The sequence below is a fragment of the Pseudomonas sp. NPDC089734 genome, from assembly GCF_044748865.1.
Taxonomy (GTDB): Bacteria; Pseudomonadota; Gammaproteobacteria; order Pseudomonadales; family Pseudomonadaceae; genus Aquipseudomonas.
This window is the reverse complement of the sequence record NZ_JBIVGV010000021.1, coordinates 55,504-70,313: the sequence shown is the minus strand read 5'-3', so window position 1 is coordinate 70,313 and position 14,810 is coordinate 55,504. Positions and strand designations below refer to the sequence as shown.

The following is a 14,810-nucleotide window of genomic DNA, read 5'->3' as shown; positions in this document are numbered from 1 at the left end:
CACCTTCCCTACTGAATTTGTCGCCACATGATGCGCTGATAGACGTTGGCGCTCCCGCCTTTCTCAAGCAGTTTAGTGGGTGTACCGCCACTGGAGTCGATCAGGTATTTGTTGTCGTTGTTGCCATTCGTACCGGCAACGATGGAAGCCACCACCGGAATACCGGTACCGATCCCCAGACCTGCAACGAGGGTATCGGCACTGGTGATATCGTTGTCGCCATTGGTGTCGAGCACCTGATAATTGAGCATGCTGCCTGTGGCGGCATCCAGCTCGAAGAGACGTCCGGTCCCCGTACTTTCGCACGGGTCGGTGGAGTTCACCGAAGCCGTCGTGAAAATGATACGGCCACGTGAGGTCTGTGCCGGGTAGATGATTCGCTCGCCCAGATAAGGCGATGCCGTGGCCAATGGCATGTACCAGCCCTTCTTGCTGGCCCAGTCCACATCGTTGGTGGTGGAGGTGAAATAAGTGCTGCCGTTGCCGGTTACAGATCCATTGACTGCCTGGGCCTGCAAGTTGCTTTCCACGATGTTACCGGACCCGTTATCCCAGATGGCGTAGAAATCCTGCAGGGCACTGGTCTGCTTGTCGGTGGTTTCGCTGAACTTGCCGGTCCCGAAATAAACGAGCTTCCCGCTCAGCGGGTGATCCAGCAGCAAGGGCTGGACGGTGATGGGTTGGTTCGCGCCTCGGGGAGCCGTAAACAGAGGCACGCCATTGAAGGCGACCTTCCAGCTGGAAGCCGCCGCACCGCTCATGTCGAACTTCCAGAGACGTCCCTTGAGATCCCCGGCATAGGCCGCCTGGACCACGTTCTGTGAGTTGACCCGCAGCTTGACCGAAGACAGACCGTTGTCGGTCTCGCTGCTGTCGATGAGAGGCGTCTGGATTTCCGTAATGAACGCGCCGGTATTGGCATTGAGCACATACAGCGAGGCCCGGCCGGTAAAGCTGCCATAGCCATTGCCCACAACAACGATGCCGGTCCCGTCAGCCATTCGTGCCACATCAGGCTTGGAATAGGAATACCCCAGGTTATTGAACTTGTTGCTGGTATCCGACGTGTCGGGCGCCTTGACTTCCCACAAGGCTCCCACCGTGTTGCTGGTGCCTTCAAACAGTTTGATGGCAAAGAAAGCCTTGCCACCGGCCCCCAGGCCGGCATAAGCAACGGTACGCCATGCCGACCCCGAGGTTAACTGGGTATCGAAAACCGCAATCTGCCCATCGACCGTGAACTTGTGAACACCGGAGCCATAACTGCTCGCCGAGATGGTCGCCAGAGAGGCCAGCGACGTGGAAGGCATATAGGCATATCGCCTGCTTCCGTCAGAAGCATTGATCACGTTGAATAAGCCATCATTGGCATTGGCCAGAAGGCTATAAGTCATACTACTGGCCTTTGTGGCCAGGTACGTGGTGTAAGTGGTATCCCCCACCAGGTCGGTAGCCGTCTTCTCGGTAGGCAATCCGGCTCCCAGAGGGGAATTGATGATATCGCCCAGCAGACGGGTACGCGTGCGTAACTTGGAGTTTGCAGTGCCCTTGGCCCAGGCAATGACCTCCGGCCCGGTCACCCCTGTCGGCAAGGTCGAGTTGAAAGCGAGCTGTTGTGCCGGGCTGAAGTTGGCGTAGTCCAGCGTGATTTTCGAGGGAATGGTCCCTGTACTCCAGGACTCGAAGGTCGGAGCCGTGGAGCCACTGAGAACCGTGGTATCCGTCGTCCATACCGGCCCGCTCAAGGCCCCGGTTGTTGCGTCCAGGTTGTAGGCCCGGATAGTGCCATGCCAGTCGGTAGGGTCATAAAGCGTCTGGTAGAACTGGGTACCTGCCTGGAGCGTAGACGAGCTGGATACACCGCCGCCACCCGATCCGGCCTTGGCATAGATATCACTCAAGGCGAGGTTCAATGCACTGTTCAGACTGGCACTGTCATTGGTCTGAAAATACTTGCCGTGTCCGTGATTATCATCGGCAGCGTCAATGAGCATTTGGTTGGCAGCAGTAAAGCCAATGGTATAAGTGCTCATGTTCTGCTGGCTGAACCCATCGTTATCCCAGCTTCTTTTGGTCAGGTCCGTCGAGGGTGTACTGGTTGCTTTACGCATATCGATGTCATAGGCGAACTTGGCAATATCATCCAGATAAAGCGTATCGCCCTCACCGTCACCGCTCAGGTTGGCTCCGTCATTCGCAGCATTCAAGTCCCAGTTGGGCAATGACCGAGAGGTATTGGCAACATCATCCGGATCATTTGTTGGAAACGATCGGTCGTAGGTAGGCAAACCATCGGTAATGACCACACCAAAGTTTTTCTGACACCGATACTGAATGGGGCTGGTGTAAGTGGAAGGTGCCCCGCTGTAACTGTAATAAGGCGTCATCCCGCGAAAATAACGCGTTATTTCATAATACGTTTCCGCCAAGGGTGTATTTGAGTCTCCTCTCAAGGCCCTGATCGCCGTATTCAGAGCATCCAGGTTTTTATTGGCCTGATCTTGCGAGACACCGGCGGTGTTATAAGTCGTGCTCGCCACCGGAGAAAGATCCACGACCTCCTTGGAGATCTTGCCGCCCGGCCCGGAGTCGGAACCGCTTGGCGGGTTGAAACTGGCCAGACCTATCCTGAGGGTTTTATTGTTGGCAACCAGGTTCAAGGAAACGTTACGCGCCACATTCATGCGGTAGTCGTTGGGGATGATGTTGTTGATCGTAAAGTTCTTGACCGTCGTATTGCTCGCCCGGGTCAAGTCGATCAGATAGGAAAGATAGTCGGCGGTATAACGTGTGGAACTCTCATTCGCATCACCGGCCGGATCGGGTAATAAGAGACAATATGCTGTAGTTCCCCGAAAGAGATAAGTGTAATTACTTGAGCAGCCATTGGAACCTGTCGAACTCAAAATAAGTGTATCGTCGCCCTGAATCGATACATACCGGCTACAGGTACTCCAACCACAGCTATATAACTGCGCATAGGTAATCGCCGGGCGAGTCGTCACCGTCGAATCGAACCCCGACGCCCAGATGATGTTGTACATACTCCCCGAGTTATCCACCATCAACATCAGGTTGGGCGCAACCGCCGATGCACTCAACAGGGGGACCTGCGCCGGAGTAAAGGCATAGGCCGGGGCCGCCAGATAAAGCGCCAGAAGAACGCCATGGAAAAACTTCATACCACGGCGAAACGCCTTAGCAATTGGCATAGATACTCTCCAGCACCGTTCTCGTTGTGCCTTGAATCGCGACTGACGTGACACGGTAAAGCGTAACGGTGCCAGTACAGGTCGGTGGGCGTTTTATCGGGGTTGATGTCGTCCCAAGGTTCTGGATGCCATAAAAGCCTCCTGCGGCAGATACCCAGCTCACTCCGGATGTACCATTCGAGCCTGCCGCCGTCAGTGTGGTCGACTCCGCAGGAGGTGCGCATGTCGTGGTATTGGTGCATTTGTTCATCGTGAAACCGACCACCTGAATGGCCGACTCCCCGAGACGCAACGCCGCTTCGGCCTTTTGAAAGGACTGATTGCGTACTGCCACACTGCCCGCCATCTTCTCCTGCAAGGTGGCGTTCTGCATGGAGGAAATCCCCAGCAAGGTCAGCAGCAACAGAAAGACCAGACTGACCAGCAATACCATCCCGCCTTGTCGGGCCGGAAATGTCGGCATGATGCAAAACCGCTTTGTCTTCATTGCATACGGCCCTTTAAAAGCGATTACGCAGGTAGGCAACCACGTTGTATTGCTGGTTCTTGACCCGCCCATCGGGGTCTTGCAGGGTCAGACTGATCCGTACACTGCGTATATCGGCAGCAGAGGCCGCAGTAATAGTGCTGGTATAGGACAAGGGGCTACCTGCCATGCCAAAGGAAACCGCGAAGGCACTGACGTTCTGCAGAAGGGGCTGCGCAGTTCCCGTTGTACCGAACTTGACCGTCAGGTTGGTACCGGTCAGGGTGTAGACCAGTTGGCGCATCGGGAAAGCCGTTTGCCCTGTTCCTGGCGTTTTGGCCCCGGAATAAAGCTGCGAAGAGGTCTGACAGTCGGAAACGATGGTCCAGGTCGGAGACGTGCCGGTAGTACCGACATCAGAGGTCACCAGAGTCAGTGTCTTGTTGGTGTTGTCCCACAGGATGGGATTGTCGAGAGCAGCAGGCCATGCAATGGCCGGCGATATCGGCACATAGCTGCTGAAGCCCAGACAACCATACATCCCCGTCATGCGCAGTTCCTGCACCAGCTTGCTCAACACAAAGCGTGCGTCCTCCTGCATGCGGGCCGAGGCATTCTGGTTAAGGAACGTCCCTCTGGAGGCCGTGAATATCTGGATGATGCCCATGCTGACCACCAGGCCCAGCACCAGAGCCACCATGATCTCGATCAGGCCGAAACCTCTGGATGACTTCTTCATGGGTTCACCCCGATACGTGAGGTCAGGGTGAACGTCTGCATGTTAGTGCTCGCCGCCGTATTGCCGGATGCCACGGCGCTGGAGCCCGCAGCACGAGTGTCATCCCATGAAATGGTGATGGTGACGGCAGGTGCGCCGCTGACATCGATGCTGCCCGTTGCCGTGGAACCGCCAAAACTGGTGACGTTGATCTTGAAATCATACAAGTCTTGATCCCGGGCCTTGTTCAGGTTGGCTGCCGGGGCTGCCGTCAGATTCGCCAGGGCATAGGTCGACAGTATGTTGGTTGTACCGTTGGCGACCGCATTGCCATCCACATTCGCCCGGATGCGATCCATCATGTCGTAGGCGATGAAGCTCGCCTGACTGGTCATCGTCGAGCTGTCGGTGTACTTGAGCGCATTGAGCTGGATGGCTGCCGCTCCCAGCAATCCAATGGCCAGTATCAGCACCGAGACCAGCACCTCGATCAGTGTCATGCCAGTCTGGCGATATCGGATTCCATCAAGCATCAGCAACTTCCACCCAGAATGATCCGGCCAGTCAAACAGATATTCATGATCTTGGTGGTCGAGCCCCGCGTATAGGTCATGGCCACCGCAGAGGCAGGAGTAGAAAGACCGCCCAGATTGTTGAATTCAATGCCTGTGACGTTGGTCGCCGTCAGCGTGCCCCCACTGCTCATGGCGGCAACTTTACGAAACACAGTCGGAGACGATCCCGTATCAGAAGCCAGATAGACCTGTAATTCCGTATTCCAGGCCGTTCCGCTGGTGGGCGCAATACGCACGGTCACACCCCGGTTTATCGCCTCCAGACGCGCATAGTTGAGCGCATGCTGCAGGTCATTGAGCTCCGTATCGACCTTGTTGCTCTGTATCGTGCTGGTGAAACTCGGAATGGCGATCGCAGCCACGATTCCGACCACGGAAATAGTGACTAACAATTCGACGAGGCTGAAGCCCTTGGACATATAACGCATTGGGTGTCTCCTAGACGTTACGACTATAAGGCAGCAGCGATGCCTGAAAATATCCAGCAGGATATACGGTTGTTTTGTGATGACGAATGCCCGGATGGCATTTGTACGCGGTTTTCCAGGGAGGAAAAACAATGAAGCATGCAGGATTCACGTTGGTCGAACTGCTGATCGTGATTGCCCTCGTGGCCATTCTGGCCAATGTCGCCAGCCCACCCTTTTCCGACCTTATCGACGCCAACAGAAGACTGACAGCCGCTCAGGAACTGGCCAGCGGCATACGCTCCGCGCGGGCTGCCGCCATCATGCACAGTCAGGTGGTGACCATTCATGCCCTGGAGGGTGACTGGAGCAAAGGGTGGCGAATCATTATTGACCCTAAAGGCAACGGCCCGAGTGAGGACGATACATTACTTATCGAGCGTGCCATCGATGGAAAAGCACGGATTATCGGCAACAGCAAGGTTGCAGAATATCTCAGCTTCAGCAGCCTGGGCGGACTTAAAAAGGCCGCCAATGGCACCTTCCATGTCTGTATCAGGGATCAGCCCGTCAGCCACTATCGCGTGATAGTGGCCATAACCGGCAGAGTCAGGGTCGTGGATGCCAAGGTAACCACAGACGCCTGCTCCTGAGCGGCCATTTACGGCAGGGATTTGACCCGCAGTTCCTTGGGAACGGAGAACGTGATGTTCTCTTCGCGACCCGACAGCTCATCCGCGCCGGTCGCGCCCCAGGCCTGTAACTGCTGAATCACGCCTCGCACCAGGACTTCCGGCGCAGACGCCCCGGCGGTGATGCCAATGCGCTCGATACCGTCGAACCAGCTGCGTTGCATGTCTTCGGCCCCGTCGATCAGGTAGGCCGGTGTCGACATCCGTTCAGCCAGCTCGCGCAGGCGGTTGGAGTTGGAGCTGTTGGGGCTGCCCACCACCAGAACCACATCGCACTCATCGGCCAGTTGCTTGACCGCATCCTGACGGTTTTGCGTGGCGTAGCAGATATCGTCCTTGCGTGGCCCGCCGATGGCAGGGAAACGCGAACGCAGGGCATCGATCACCCGGCTGGTATCGTCCATGGACAGGGTGGTCTGGGTCACGAAAGCCAGAGCGTCGGGATTGCGAACCTGCAGGTTGGCGACATCCTCTTCGTCTTCCACCAGGTAGATCGCACCGCCATTGCTGGCGTCGTACTGCCCCATGGTGCCTTCGACTTCCGGGTGGCCTTCGTGGCCGATCAGGATGCATTCGCGGCCATCACGGCTGTAACGGGCGACTTCGATATGAACCTTGGTCACCAGCGGACAGGTTGCATCGAACACTTTCAGACCACGGCCAGCCGCTTCGGCGCGTACCGCCTGGGAGACGCCGTGGGCACTGAAAATGACGATGACGTCATCCGGCACCTGTTCCAGCTCTTCGACGAAGATCGCACCACGGGCGCGCAGGTCTTCGACGACGAATTTGTTGTGAACCACTTCATGACGCACGTAGATCGGCGGACCAAACACTTCCAGAGCGCGATTGACGATTTCTATCGCGCGGTCCACACCGGCGCAGAAGCCGCGGGGGTTGGCGAGTTTGATTTGCATGCTGTGCCTCATAGTGACGTGCGGAGCAGCCCGGCCGAAGCCGGGCTTGATGCCTGGCTCAGGAAGCCAGGATCGCCTTGACCTCGAAGATTTGCACTTCAAAGTTTAGTGTCTTGCCAGCCAGGGGGTGGTTGAAATCGATGGTGACCTGATCGTCATCGAACGCTTTCACCACGCCGGGCAGTTCAGTATTGGCCGCATCGTTGAAGATCACCAGCAATCCCTCGGACAGCTCCATGTCCTGAAACTGCGAACGCGGGATGATCTGCACGTTTTGCGGGTTCGGCTGACCGAAGGCGTTTTCCGGTTGAATCCGGACGGTTTTCCGGTCACCGGCCTTGAAGCCGAAGATCGCGGCTTCAAAACCCGGCAACAGATTGCCATCGCCGACCTTGAACGTGGCCGGAGCCTTGTCGAAGGTGCTGTCGACCGTATCGCCGTTTTCCAGATGAAGGGCGAAGTGCAGGGTAACTTCCGTATTCTGGCCGATGCGCAGCTCGCCTTGCCCCAATGACTGCTCAGTCATGAACGGGTTCTCCCTCTTTCTTGCTCTTAAACATATCCAGCGCCAGCATGACAGCACCGACGGTAATCGCACTGTCAGCCACATTGAAAGCCGGGAAGTACCAGCGGTTCTGCCAGTGAACCAGAATGAAGTCGATGACATGGCCCAGCACGACACGGTCATAGAGGTTGCCAAGTGCGCCCCCCAGAACCAGTGCCAGTGCGATAGCCAGCCAGGTGTCATCCCGTCCCAGGCGCTTGAGCCAGACCACCAGCACGGCACTGACACCAATGGCGATCAGTGCGAACAGCCAGCGCTGCCAGCCCGCACTGTCGGCCAGGAAGCTGAAGGCAGCCCCGGTGTTGTAGGCCAGCGTCCAGCTGAAGTAGTCCGGAATCACGATGATCTGCTGATACAGACTCAACGAACTCTCGAAGTAATACTTGCTGGCCTGGTCGATGACCAGGACCAGCACGCTCAACCACAGCCAGCTCAAACGACCGAAACGGCCTGTCGCGCCTGCATTAGGCATAGTGACGAACCTCGCCAGCGCCGCTGATGTTATCCACACAGCGACCGCAGATTTCAGGATGCTCAGGGTTTGCACCAACGTCTTCACGGTGATGCCAGCAACGGGCGCACTTGGCATGGCCGGACTTGACCACTTTCAGCTTCAGGCCCGCAACTTCGGTCACGACCGCATCGGCAGGTGCCGACAGCAGAGGTGCGACACTGGCAGTGGATGTGATCAGCACGAAACGCAGCTCATTGCTGAGTTTCGACAGGTCTTCAACCAGCGAATCTTCCGCATACAAGGTCACTTCGGCCTGCAGGTTGCCGCCGATGGCCTTGGCAGCGCGCAGGTTTTCCATTTCCTTGTTGACCGATGTCTTCACCGCCATGATCCGCTCCCAGTAGGCACGGTCCAGCTCGAAGCCCTCAGGCAGTTCGCTCAGGCCTTCGTACCAGGTGTTGAGCATCACGGATTCGTTACGCTCGCCCGGCAGGAACTGCCACAGTTCGTCAGCAGTGAATGCCAGGATCGGCGCGATCCAGCGAACCAGTGCTTCGGAGATGTGGAACAGCGCGGTCTGGCAGGAGCGACGCGCCTTGCTGTCAGGTGCCGTGGTGTACTGACGGTCCTTGATGATGTCCAGATAGAAGCCACCCAACTCCTGCACGCAGAAGTTGTGAACCTTCGAGTAGACGTTCCAGAAACGGTATTCGTCGTAGTGCTCCTGCAGCTCGCGTTGCAGCAGCAAGGTACGGTCCACCGCCCAGCGGTCCAGCGCCAGCATGTCTTCGGACGGCAGCAGGTCGGTGGCCGGGTTGAAGCCGGACAGGTTGGAAAGCAGGAAACGTGCAGTGTTACGGATACGGCGATAGGCATCGGCGCTGCGCTGCAGGATCTGCTCGGAAACCGCCATTTCACCCGAGTAGTCGGTGGCCGAAACCCACAGGCGCATGATGTCGGCACCCAGGGTGTCGTTGACCTTCTGCGGTGCAATCACGTTGCCCAGCGACTTGGACATCTTGCGACCGTTTTCGTCCACGGTGAAACCGTGGGTCAACAGCTCGCGGTAAGGCGCGTTGTCATCGATGGCGCAGCCGGTCAGCAGCGACGAGTGGAACCAGCCACGGTGCTGGTCGGAGCCTTCCAGGTACAGGTCCGCACGCGGGCCGGTTTCGTGACCCATAGGGTGCGAGCCGCGCAATACGTGCCAGTGAGTGGTGCCGGAATCGAACCAGACGTCCAGCGTGTCGGAGATCTTGTCGTATTTCGGCGCTTCATCGCCCAGCAGCTCGGCGGCGTCCAGCTTGAACCAGGCCTCGATGCCTTCTTTCTCGACGCGTTGAGCAACTTCTTCCATCAGTTCGATGGTGCGCGGGTGCAGCTCACCGCTTTCCTTGTGCAGGAAAAACGGGATCGGCACGCCCCAGTTACGCTGACGGGAAATACACCAGTCAGGACGGTTGGCGATCATCGAGTGCAGACGCGCCTGCCCCCAGGCCGGAACGAACCTGGTGTCTTCGATGGCCTTGACCGCACGCTCACGCAGGGTCGAGCCTTTCGCAGACGGCTTGTCCATGCCCACGAACCACTGCGCCGTGGCGCGGTAGACCAGCGGCGACTTGTGACGCCAGCAGTGCATGTAGCTGTGGGTGATGGTTTCGGTGTGCATCAGGTTGCCGACTTCGGCCAGCTTGTCGATGATGTTCTGGTTGGCCTTGAAGATGAACTGGCCACCGAAGAACTCCAGGGACTCCACGTACACGCCGTTGCTCTGCACCGGGCTCAGGATGTCATCGTTGCTCATCCCGTACTGCTTGCAGATGTTGAAGTCGTCCATGCCATAGGCGGGTGCGCTGTGAACCACACCTGTACCGGCACTCAGCTCGACATACTCGGCCACATAGAGCGGCGACAGACGGTCGTAGAACGGATGACGGAAGTTGATCAGTTCCAGTGTCTTGCCGACGGTGGTCGCGATCACGGTCCCTTCGAGCTTGTAGCGCGTCAGGCAGGACTCGACCAGTTCTGCGGCCAGCACCAGCAGCCTGTCGCCAACATCGACCAGCGCGTAGGTGAACTCTGGATGGACGTTCAACGCCTGGTTGGCCGGGATGGTCCACGGAGTAGTGGTCCAGATGACGATGGCAGCCGGTTTCGGCAGGGACGCCAGGCCGAAAGCCTCGGCCAGCTTCGCCTCATCGGCGACCGGGAAGGCCACATCGATGGTCGGTGATTTCTTGTCCTGATATTCGACTTCAGCCTCGGCCAGAGCAGAACCGCAATCGAAACACCAGTTCACAGGCTTGAGGCCCTTGAACACGAAACCGCCCTTGACCATTTCGGCCAGCGCACGGATTTCGCCGGCTTCGTTGGCAAAGTTCATGGTCAGGTAAGGATTGTCCCAGTCACCCAGTACACCCAGACGGATGAACTCGGCCTTCTGGCCTTCGACCTGCTCGGCAGCATAGGCACGGCACAGCTCACGGGTCTTGTCGGCAGGCAGGTTCTTGCCGTGGGTGACCTCGACTTTATGCTCGATCGGCAGACCGTGGCAGTCCCAGCCCGGAACATAAGGCGCATCGAAGCCCGACAGGGTCTTGGAGCGCACGATCATGTCCTTGAGAATCTTGTTGACCGCATGACCGATGTGGATATTGCCGTTGGCATAGGGAGGACCGTCGTGCAGGACGAACTTTGGACGATCCTTGCCAATTTCGCGCAGCTTCCGGTACAGGCCAATACTGTCCCAGCGCTGCAGGGTCTGCGGTTCGCGCTGTGGCAGGCCGGCCTTCATTGGGAAGGCGGTGTCCGGAAGGTTTAGCGTGGCTTTATAATCGGTCATTTCAGGCTCTTGGTTAGGATATGCATGCTAAATGTCTGCGCTCGTTCATGCCGCGTTGCGCACCGTCTCGAAATGCTCATTTACTAACGTAAACTCCGCTTCCTCGCTGGCACGCGCCTTGCCTGACCGTCGCGCAAACATTTTTCATACACATCCGTCAGGTTAACCATGCCAATGGGCACGGGCGGCGGCGACATCCGCATTGATCGCCGTCTTGAGCGCCTCCAGAGAGGCAAAACGCTGCTCATCGCGCAGCTTGTGGTGGAAAGCCACCGTCAAACGCCGGCCATAGATATCACCGGCAAAATCCAGAAGATGCACTTCAAGGTGGGCACTGCCATCACCCGCAACGGTCGGGCGCACACCAATATTGGCAACGCCCGGCCAGTCCTTTCCATCGATGTGGGTGCTGACCAGGTAGACCCCGCTCAGCGGCACACGGCGACGCTTGAGTTGCACATTGGCCGTGGGCGTCCCCAACTGGCGTGCCAGCTTCTGGCCATGCAGAACCCGTCCGGTAATCCGGAACGGGCGACCGAGCAAATGCTCGGCCAGCGTGAAGTCCGACGCAGCCAGGGCGTTACGCACCTTGGTACTGCTGACCCGGACACCATCGATTTCAACGGTCTGCGCCGCTTCTACGGTAAAACCATGGGTATTACCGGCTTGTTGCAGGAAGCCGAAATCACCGGCACGGTCGCAACCGAAACGGAAATCGTCGCCCACCTCAAGATGCTGTACACCCAGCCCGTCGATCAAGACGGTCTCGACGAAACTGGCTGCGCTCAGCCTGCTCAGGCGCTGATTGAAAGACAGGCACAGGACCCGGTCAACACCCTCGGCACTCAGCAGTTCCAGTTTGTCACGCAAGCGAGCCAGACGCGCCGGCGCGGTCTCGGGGGCGAAAAACTCGCGTGGCTGCGGCTCGAAAATCACCACACAGCTGGGCACGCCCAACTCGAGGGCACGCTCACGCAAACGCATCAGAATCGCCTGATGGCCACGATGAACACCGTCAAAGTTGCCAATCGTGGCGACACAGCCCCGATGACGGGGACGCAGGTTGTGGAGGCCTCTAACCAGCTGCATAACGCACTTCTTGCTCATAAAGTGGCCGATTATAACCACACACGGCCCCGGACGACAGGCAGCAGTTGCCGGACTGTAAAGCGAAAAACCGGCAACCCTCCATTCATGCATTCTTTACATGATTGCCTTGCGGGCAAAATCCTTCAGACGAAAGCCCAGCAGCAGCAACATGCCGAAGTAAGCCACCACTCCCGCCACCACCAGAGCCCCCAGGCGAACGAAACGCTCAAGCATCTGCCCCTCCGCCCAGGCCGGCATCACATGCATCAGCCCCAGCAGGACCGCCGACATGACAGCGACGGCCAGCACCAGCTTGAACAGAAACTTTGTCCAGCCAGGCTGCGGCTGAAACAGATCCTGCTTGCGCAACTGCCAGAACAGCAATCCGGCGTTGAGACAGGCGCCTACGCTGATGGCCAGAGCCAGCCCGGCATGCTGCAACGGCACGATAAAGGCCAGGTTGAGCAACTGGGTCACGATCAGGGTGAAGATCGCGACTTTCACCGGCGTGCGAATGTTCTGCTGGGCATAAAAACCGGGAGCCAGCACCTTGATGAGGATGATCCCCAGCAAACCCACCGAATAAGCCACCAGTGCCCGCTGGGTCATGGCCGCATCCACGGCGTCAAACTTACCGTACTGGAAAAGCGAGACGGTCAACGGCTCGGCCAACAACCCCAGCGCCAGCGTACAAGGCAAGACCAGCACAAAACAAAGGCGCAAACCCCAGTCGAGAATCCGCGAATACTCCTGACGATCCTTGCTGGCGTAGGTCTTGGACAGGATCGGCAGCAGGATCGTCCCCAGCGCCACACCCAGAACACCGGACGGCAGCTCCATCAGACGATCGGCGTAATACATCCACGAAACGGAACCGGCGACGAGGAACGAGGCAAATATCGTGTTGATGATCAGAGATATCTGACTGACGGAAACGCCAAGGATGGCCGGCAGCATCTGCCGCATCACACGCCAGACACCCGAGTCCCGCAGATTGAAACGTGGCAGGACCAGCATGCCGATCTTTTTCAGGTGCGGCAGTTGATACAACAATTGCAGCAAACCACCGGCCAGCACCGCCCAGCCCAGGGCCATGACCGGCGGGTCGAAGTAAGGGGTCAGGAACAGGGCAAAGAAAATCATGCTGACGTTAAGCAGCGTTGGCACGAACGCCGGCACGGCGAAGCGATTCCAGGTATTGAGGATGGCCCCCGCCATCGATGAAAGCGAGATCAGCAATATATAAGGAAAGGTCACCCGCAGAAGATCCGAGGTCAGGGTGAATTTTTCCGGCGAATCGACAAAGCCCGGCGCCGTCGCCCAGATCACCCAGGGCGCAAAGAGGACGCCCAACAGGGTGACCAGCGCCAGCGCCAGCGTGAGCAGCCCCGTGACATAGGCCACGAAGGTCCGGGTCGCCTCTTCACCCTGCTGGCTTTTGTATTCGGCGAGGATTGGCACGAACGCCTGAGAAAAGGCCCCCTCGGCAAAGATCCGGCGCAGGAGATTGGGCAGTTTGAAGGCAATGAAGAAGGCATCCGTCGCCATCCCCGCCCCGAACGTACGAGCGATGATCGTGTCCCGGATAAACCCCAGCACACGGGAAAGCATGGTGATCGAGCTGACGGCCGCTAAAGACTTGAGTAGATTCATTGAAAGAGTTTTATGCCCTGGCCAAAGGAGAGGCGATCAAGCCTTCCATTTATGCGATACTCCGCGCCGCAAAAAGCCCGGAGTCAAAGTCCGCGAGTTTACAGGTCGTACGCCGGAAATAAATATCCGGATCATATCGCGACCACTCGGCGGAACACCTCAACTGCCCTTGACAAGCCTTCAACTCATCGGCATGATTCGCGGCCTATTTTGTTAGCTATTTCATAAAAGTCTTTCGAGGAGCTCGACGGTGGCCAACACACCTTCCGCCAAAAAACGTGCAAAACAGGCTGAGAAGCGTCGCAGCCACAACGCCAGCCTGCGTTCCATGGTTCGCACCTACATCAAGAATGTAGTCAAAGCCATCGACGCAAAAGACGCTGAAAAAGCGCAAGCTGCTTACATCCTGGCTGTTCCTGTTATCGACCGCATGGCCGATAAAGGCATCATCCACAAGAACAAAGCTGCTCGCCATAAAGGCCGCCTGAACGGTCACATCAAGGCTCTGAACCTTGCTGCTGCCGCCTAAGCGATCCGCTTGTTAAAAAACCGACCTCAGGGTCGGTTTTTTATTGCCCGCAATCAAAGCACAACATCATGATTTACAAGCCCTTCCGTGGGAGCGAATTTATTCGCGAGAGGCCAGTGAAGCTGAAGAGAATCTATCGCCTTCAATGACGCCTCGCGAACAAATTCGCTCCCACACCTTTCTGCGCGACAGCGCGACTCAAGGCGTTGCCGCATGCGGCCACGGCAGAATCGGTATCGCCGTCACGGCATTCTGCGGACTACCCTCGATGATCCGGTCGCTGTAGACCAGGTAAACCAGGGTATTGCGCTTCTTATCCAGGAAGCGCACCACCTGCATGGTCTTGAAGACCAGCGACGTACGCTCCTTGAACACCTCTTCGCCCTCCTTGAGCGGCGACTCGAAGCGAATAGGCCCCACCTGACGGCAGGCAATGGAGGCCTCGGCACGATCCTCGGCCAACCCCAAGCCACCCTTTACCCCACCGGTCTTGGCGCGGGACAGATAGCAGGTCACACCTTCAACCTTGGGATCATCGAAGGCCTCGACCACGATCCGGTCATTAGGCCCCACAAACTTGAACACCGTCGAAACCTGACCAATCTCTTCGGCCGCAGCCAGCGCCGGAACGACCAGCAAAGCCGCCAAAAAAGCCTTCATGCCCCGCATCGAACCTTCCTTTTTGGTGAGC

14 protein-coding genes are annotated in these 14,810 nt (G+C 57.6%); 2 read left to right on the top strand and 12 right to left on the bottom strand.

All coding sequences use genetic code 11. The annotated features are described in order from the left end of the window. Positions 1-8: 8 nt before the first annotated feature. Genes ACIPY9_RS21850 through ACIPY9_RS21830 form a run of 5 tightly spaced genes read right to left on the bottom strand, consistent with a single transcriptional unit; the run spans position 9 to position 5,399 of the window. Positions 9-3,212: a pilus assembly protein gene (locus ACIPY9_RS21850; protein ID WP_400706395.1), complete on the bottom strand. Its 3,204-nt coding sequence runs from the start codon at positions 3,210-3,212 to the stop codon at positions 9-11. Beyond that, the gene (locus ACIPY9_RS21845; protein ID WP_400706392.1) at positions 3,199-3,699 is read right to left on the bottom strand and encodes a PilX N-terminal domain-containing pilus assembly protein; all 501 of its coding nucleotides are present in this window, start codon (positions 3,697-3,699) and stop codon (positions 3,199-3,201) included. Before ACIPY9_RS21845 ends, ACIPY9_RS21850 begins: the two co-directional genes overlap by 14 nt. A gap of 13 nt (positions 3,700-3,712) precedes the next feature. Next, a complete protein-coding gene (locus ACIPY9_RS21840; RefSeq protein WP_400706389.1) occupies positions 3,713-4,417 on the bottom strand; it encodes a PilW family protein in 705 nt (234 codons plus the stop codon). Beyond that, entirely contained in the window at positions 4,414-4,929 is a 516-nt protein-coding gene (gene pilV, locus ACIPY9_RS21835; RefSeq protein WP_400706386.1) for a type IV pilus modification protein PilV, read from the bottom strand. The genes ACIPY9_RS21840 and pilV overlap by 4 nt, the downstream gene beginning before the upstream one ends. Beyond that, positions 4,929-5,399, bottom strand: a complete 471-nt coding sequence (locus ACIPY9_RS21830) for a GspH/FimT family pseudopilin (RefSeq protein WP_400706383.1) — start codon at positions 5,397-5,399, stop codon at positions 4,929-4,931. The genes pilV and ACIPY9_RS21830 overlap by 1 nt, the downstream gene beginning before the upstream one ends. Positions 5,400-5,530: 131 nt before the next feature. On the opposite strand from ACIPY9_RS21830, the gene ACIPY9_RS21825 reads away from it, so the two are divergent. After that, positions 5,531-6,031, top strand: a complete 501-nt coding sequence (locus ACIPY9_RS21825; protein ID WP_400706380.1) for a GspH/FimT family pseudopilin — start codon at positions 5,531-5,533, stop codon at positions 6,029-6,031. Between the two features lie 8 nt (positions 6,032-6,039). Here the strand turns inward: ACIPY9_RS21825 and ispH are convergent, their stop codons facing one another. The 6 genes from ispH to murJ all read right to left on the bottom strand — a co-directional run bounded on the left by ispH (position 6,040) and on the right by murJ (position 13,590). Beyond that, positions 6,040-6,987, bottom strand: a complete 948-nt coding sequence (ispH, locus tag ACIPY9_RS21820) for a 4-hydroxy-3-methylbut-2-enyl diphosphate reductase (RefSeq protein ID WP_025261870.1) — start codon at positions 6,985-6,987, stop codon at positions 6,040-6,042. A gap of 58 nt (positions 6,988-7,045) precedes the next feature. After that, positions 7,046-7,513, bottom strand: coding sequence for a peptidylprolyl isomerase (locus ACIPY9_RS21815; RefSeq protein WP_400706376.1), 468 nt, complete (start codon positions 7,511-7,513; stop codon positions 7,046-7,048). Beyond that, entirely contained in the window at positions 7,506-8,024 is a 519-nt protein-coding gene (lspA, locus tag ACIPY9_RS21810) for a signal peptidase II (protein ID WP_400706373.1), read from the bottom strand. The genes ACIPY9_RS21815 and lspA overlap by 8 nt, the downstream gene beginning before the upstream one ends. Next, the gene (ileS, locus tag ACIPY9_RS21805; RefSeq protein WP_400706370.1) at positions 8,017-10,848 is read right to left on the bottom strand and encodes an isoleucine--tRNA ligase; all 2,832 of its coding nucleotides are present in this window, start codon (positions 10,846-10,848) and stop codon (positions 8,017-8,019) included. Before ileS ends, lspA begins: the two co-directional genes overlap by 8 nt. A 162-nt stretch (positions 10,849-11,010) precedes the next feature. Beyond that, positions 11,011-11,937, bottom strand: a complete 927-nt coding sequence (gene ribF / locus ACIPY9_RS21800) for a bifunctional riboflavin kinase/FAD synthetase (protein ID WP_400706367.1) — start codon at positions 11,935-11,937, stop codon at positions 11,011-11,013. A 114-nt stretch (positions 11,938-12,051) separates the two neighbouring features. Then, positions 12,052-13,590 (bottom strand): murein biosynthesis integral membrane protein MurJ, encoded by a 1,539-nt coding sequence (gene murJ / locus ACIPY9_RS21795; RefSeq protein WP_400706364.1) that lies wholly within the window; start codon positions 13,588-13,590, stop codon positions 12,052-12,054. Positions 13,591-13,840: 250 nt separating this feature from the next. Here murJ and rpsT point away from each other — a divergent pair, with 250 nt between their 5' ends. Next, positions 13,841-14,119: a 30S ribosomal protein S20 gene (rpsT, locus tag ACIPY9_RS21790; protein WP_369004456.1), complete on the top strand. Its 279-nt coding sequence runs from the start codon at positions 13,841-13,843 to the stop codon at positions 14,117-14,119. A 198-nt stretch (positions 14,120-14,317) separates the two neighbouring features. Here rpsT and ACIPY9_RS21785 read toward each other — a convergent pair whose 3' ends face one another. Further along, positions 14,318-14,788 (bottom strand): CreA family protein, encoded by a 471-nt coding sequence (locus tag ACIPY9_RS21785; RefSeq protein ID WP_400706361.1) that lies wholly within the window; start codon positions 14,786-14,788, stop codon positions 14,318-14,320. Between the last annotated feature and the right edge of the window lie 22 nt (positions 14,789-14,810).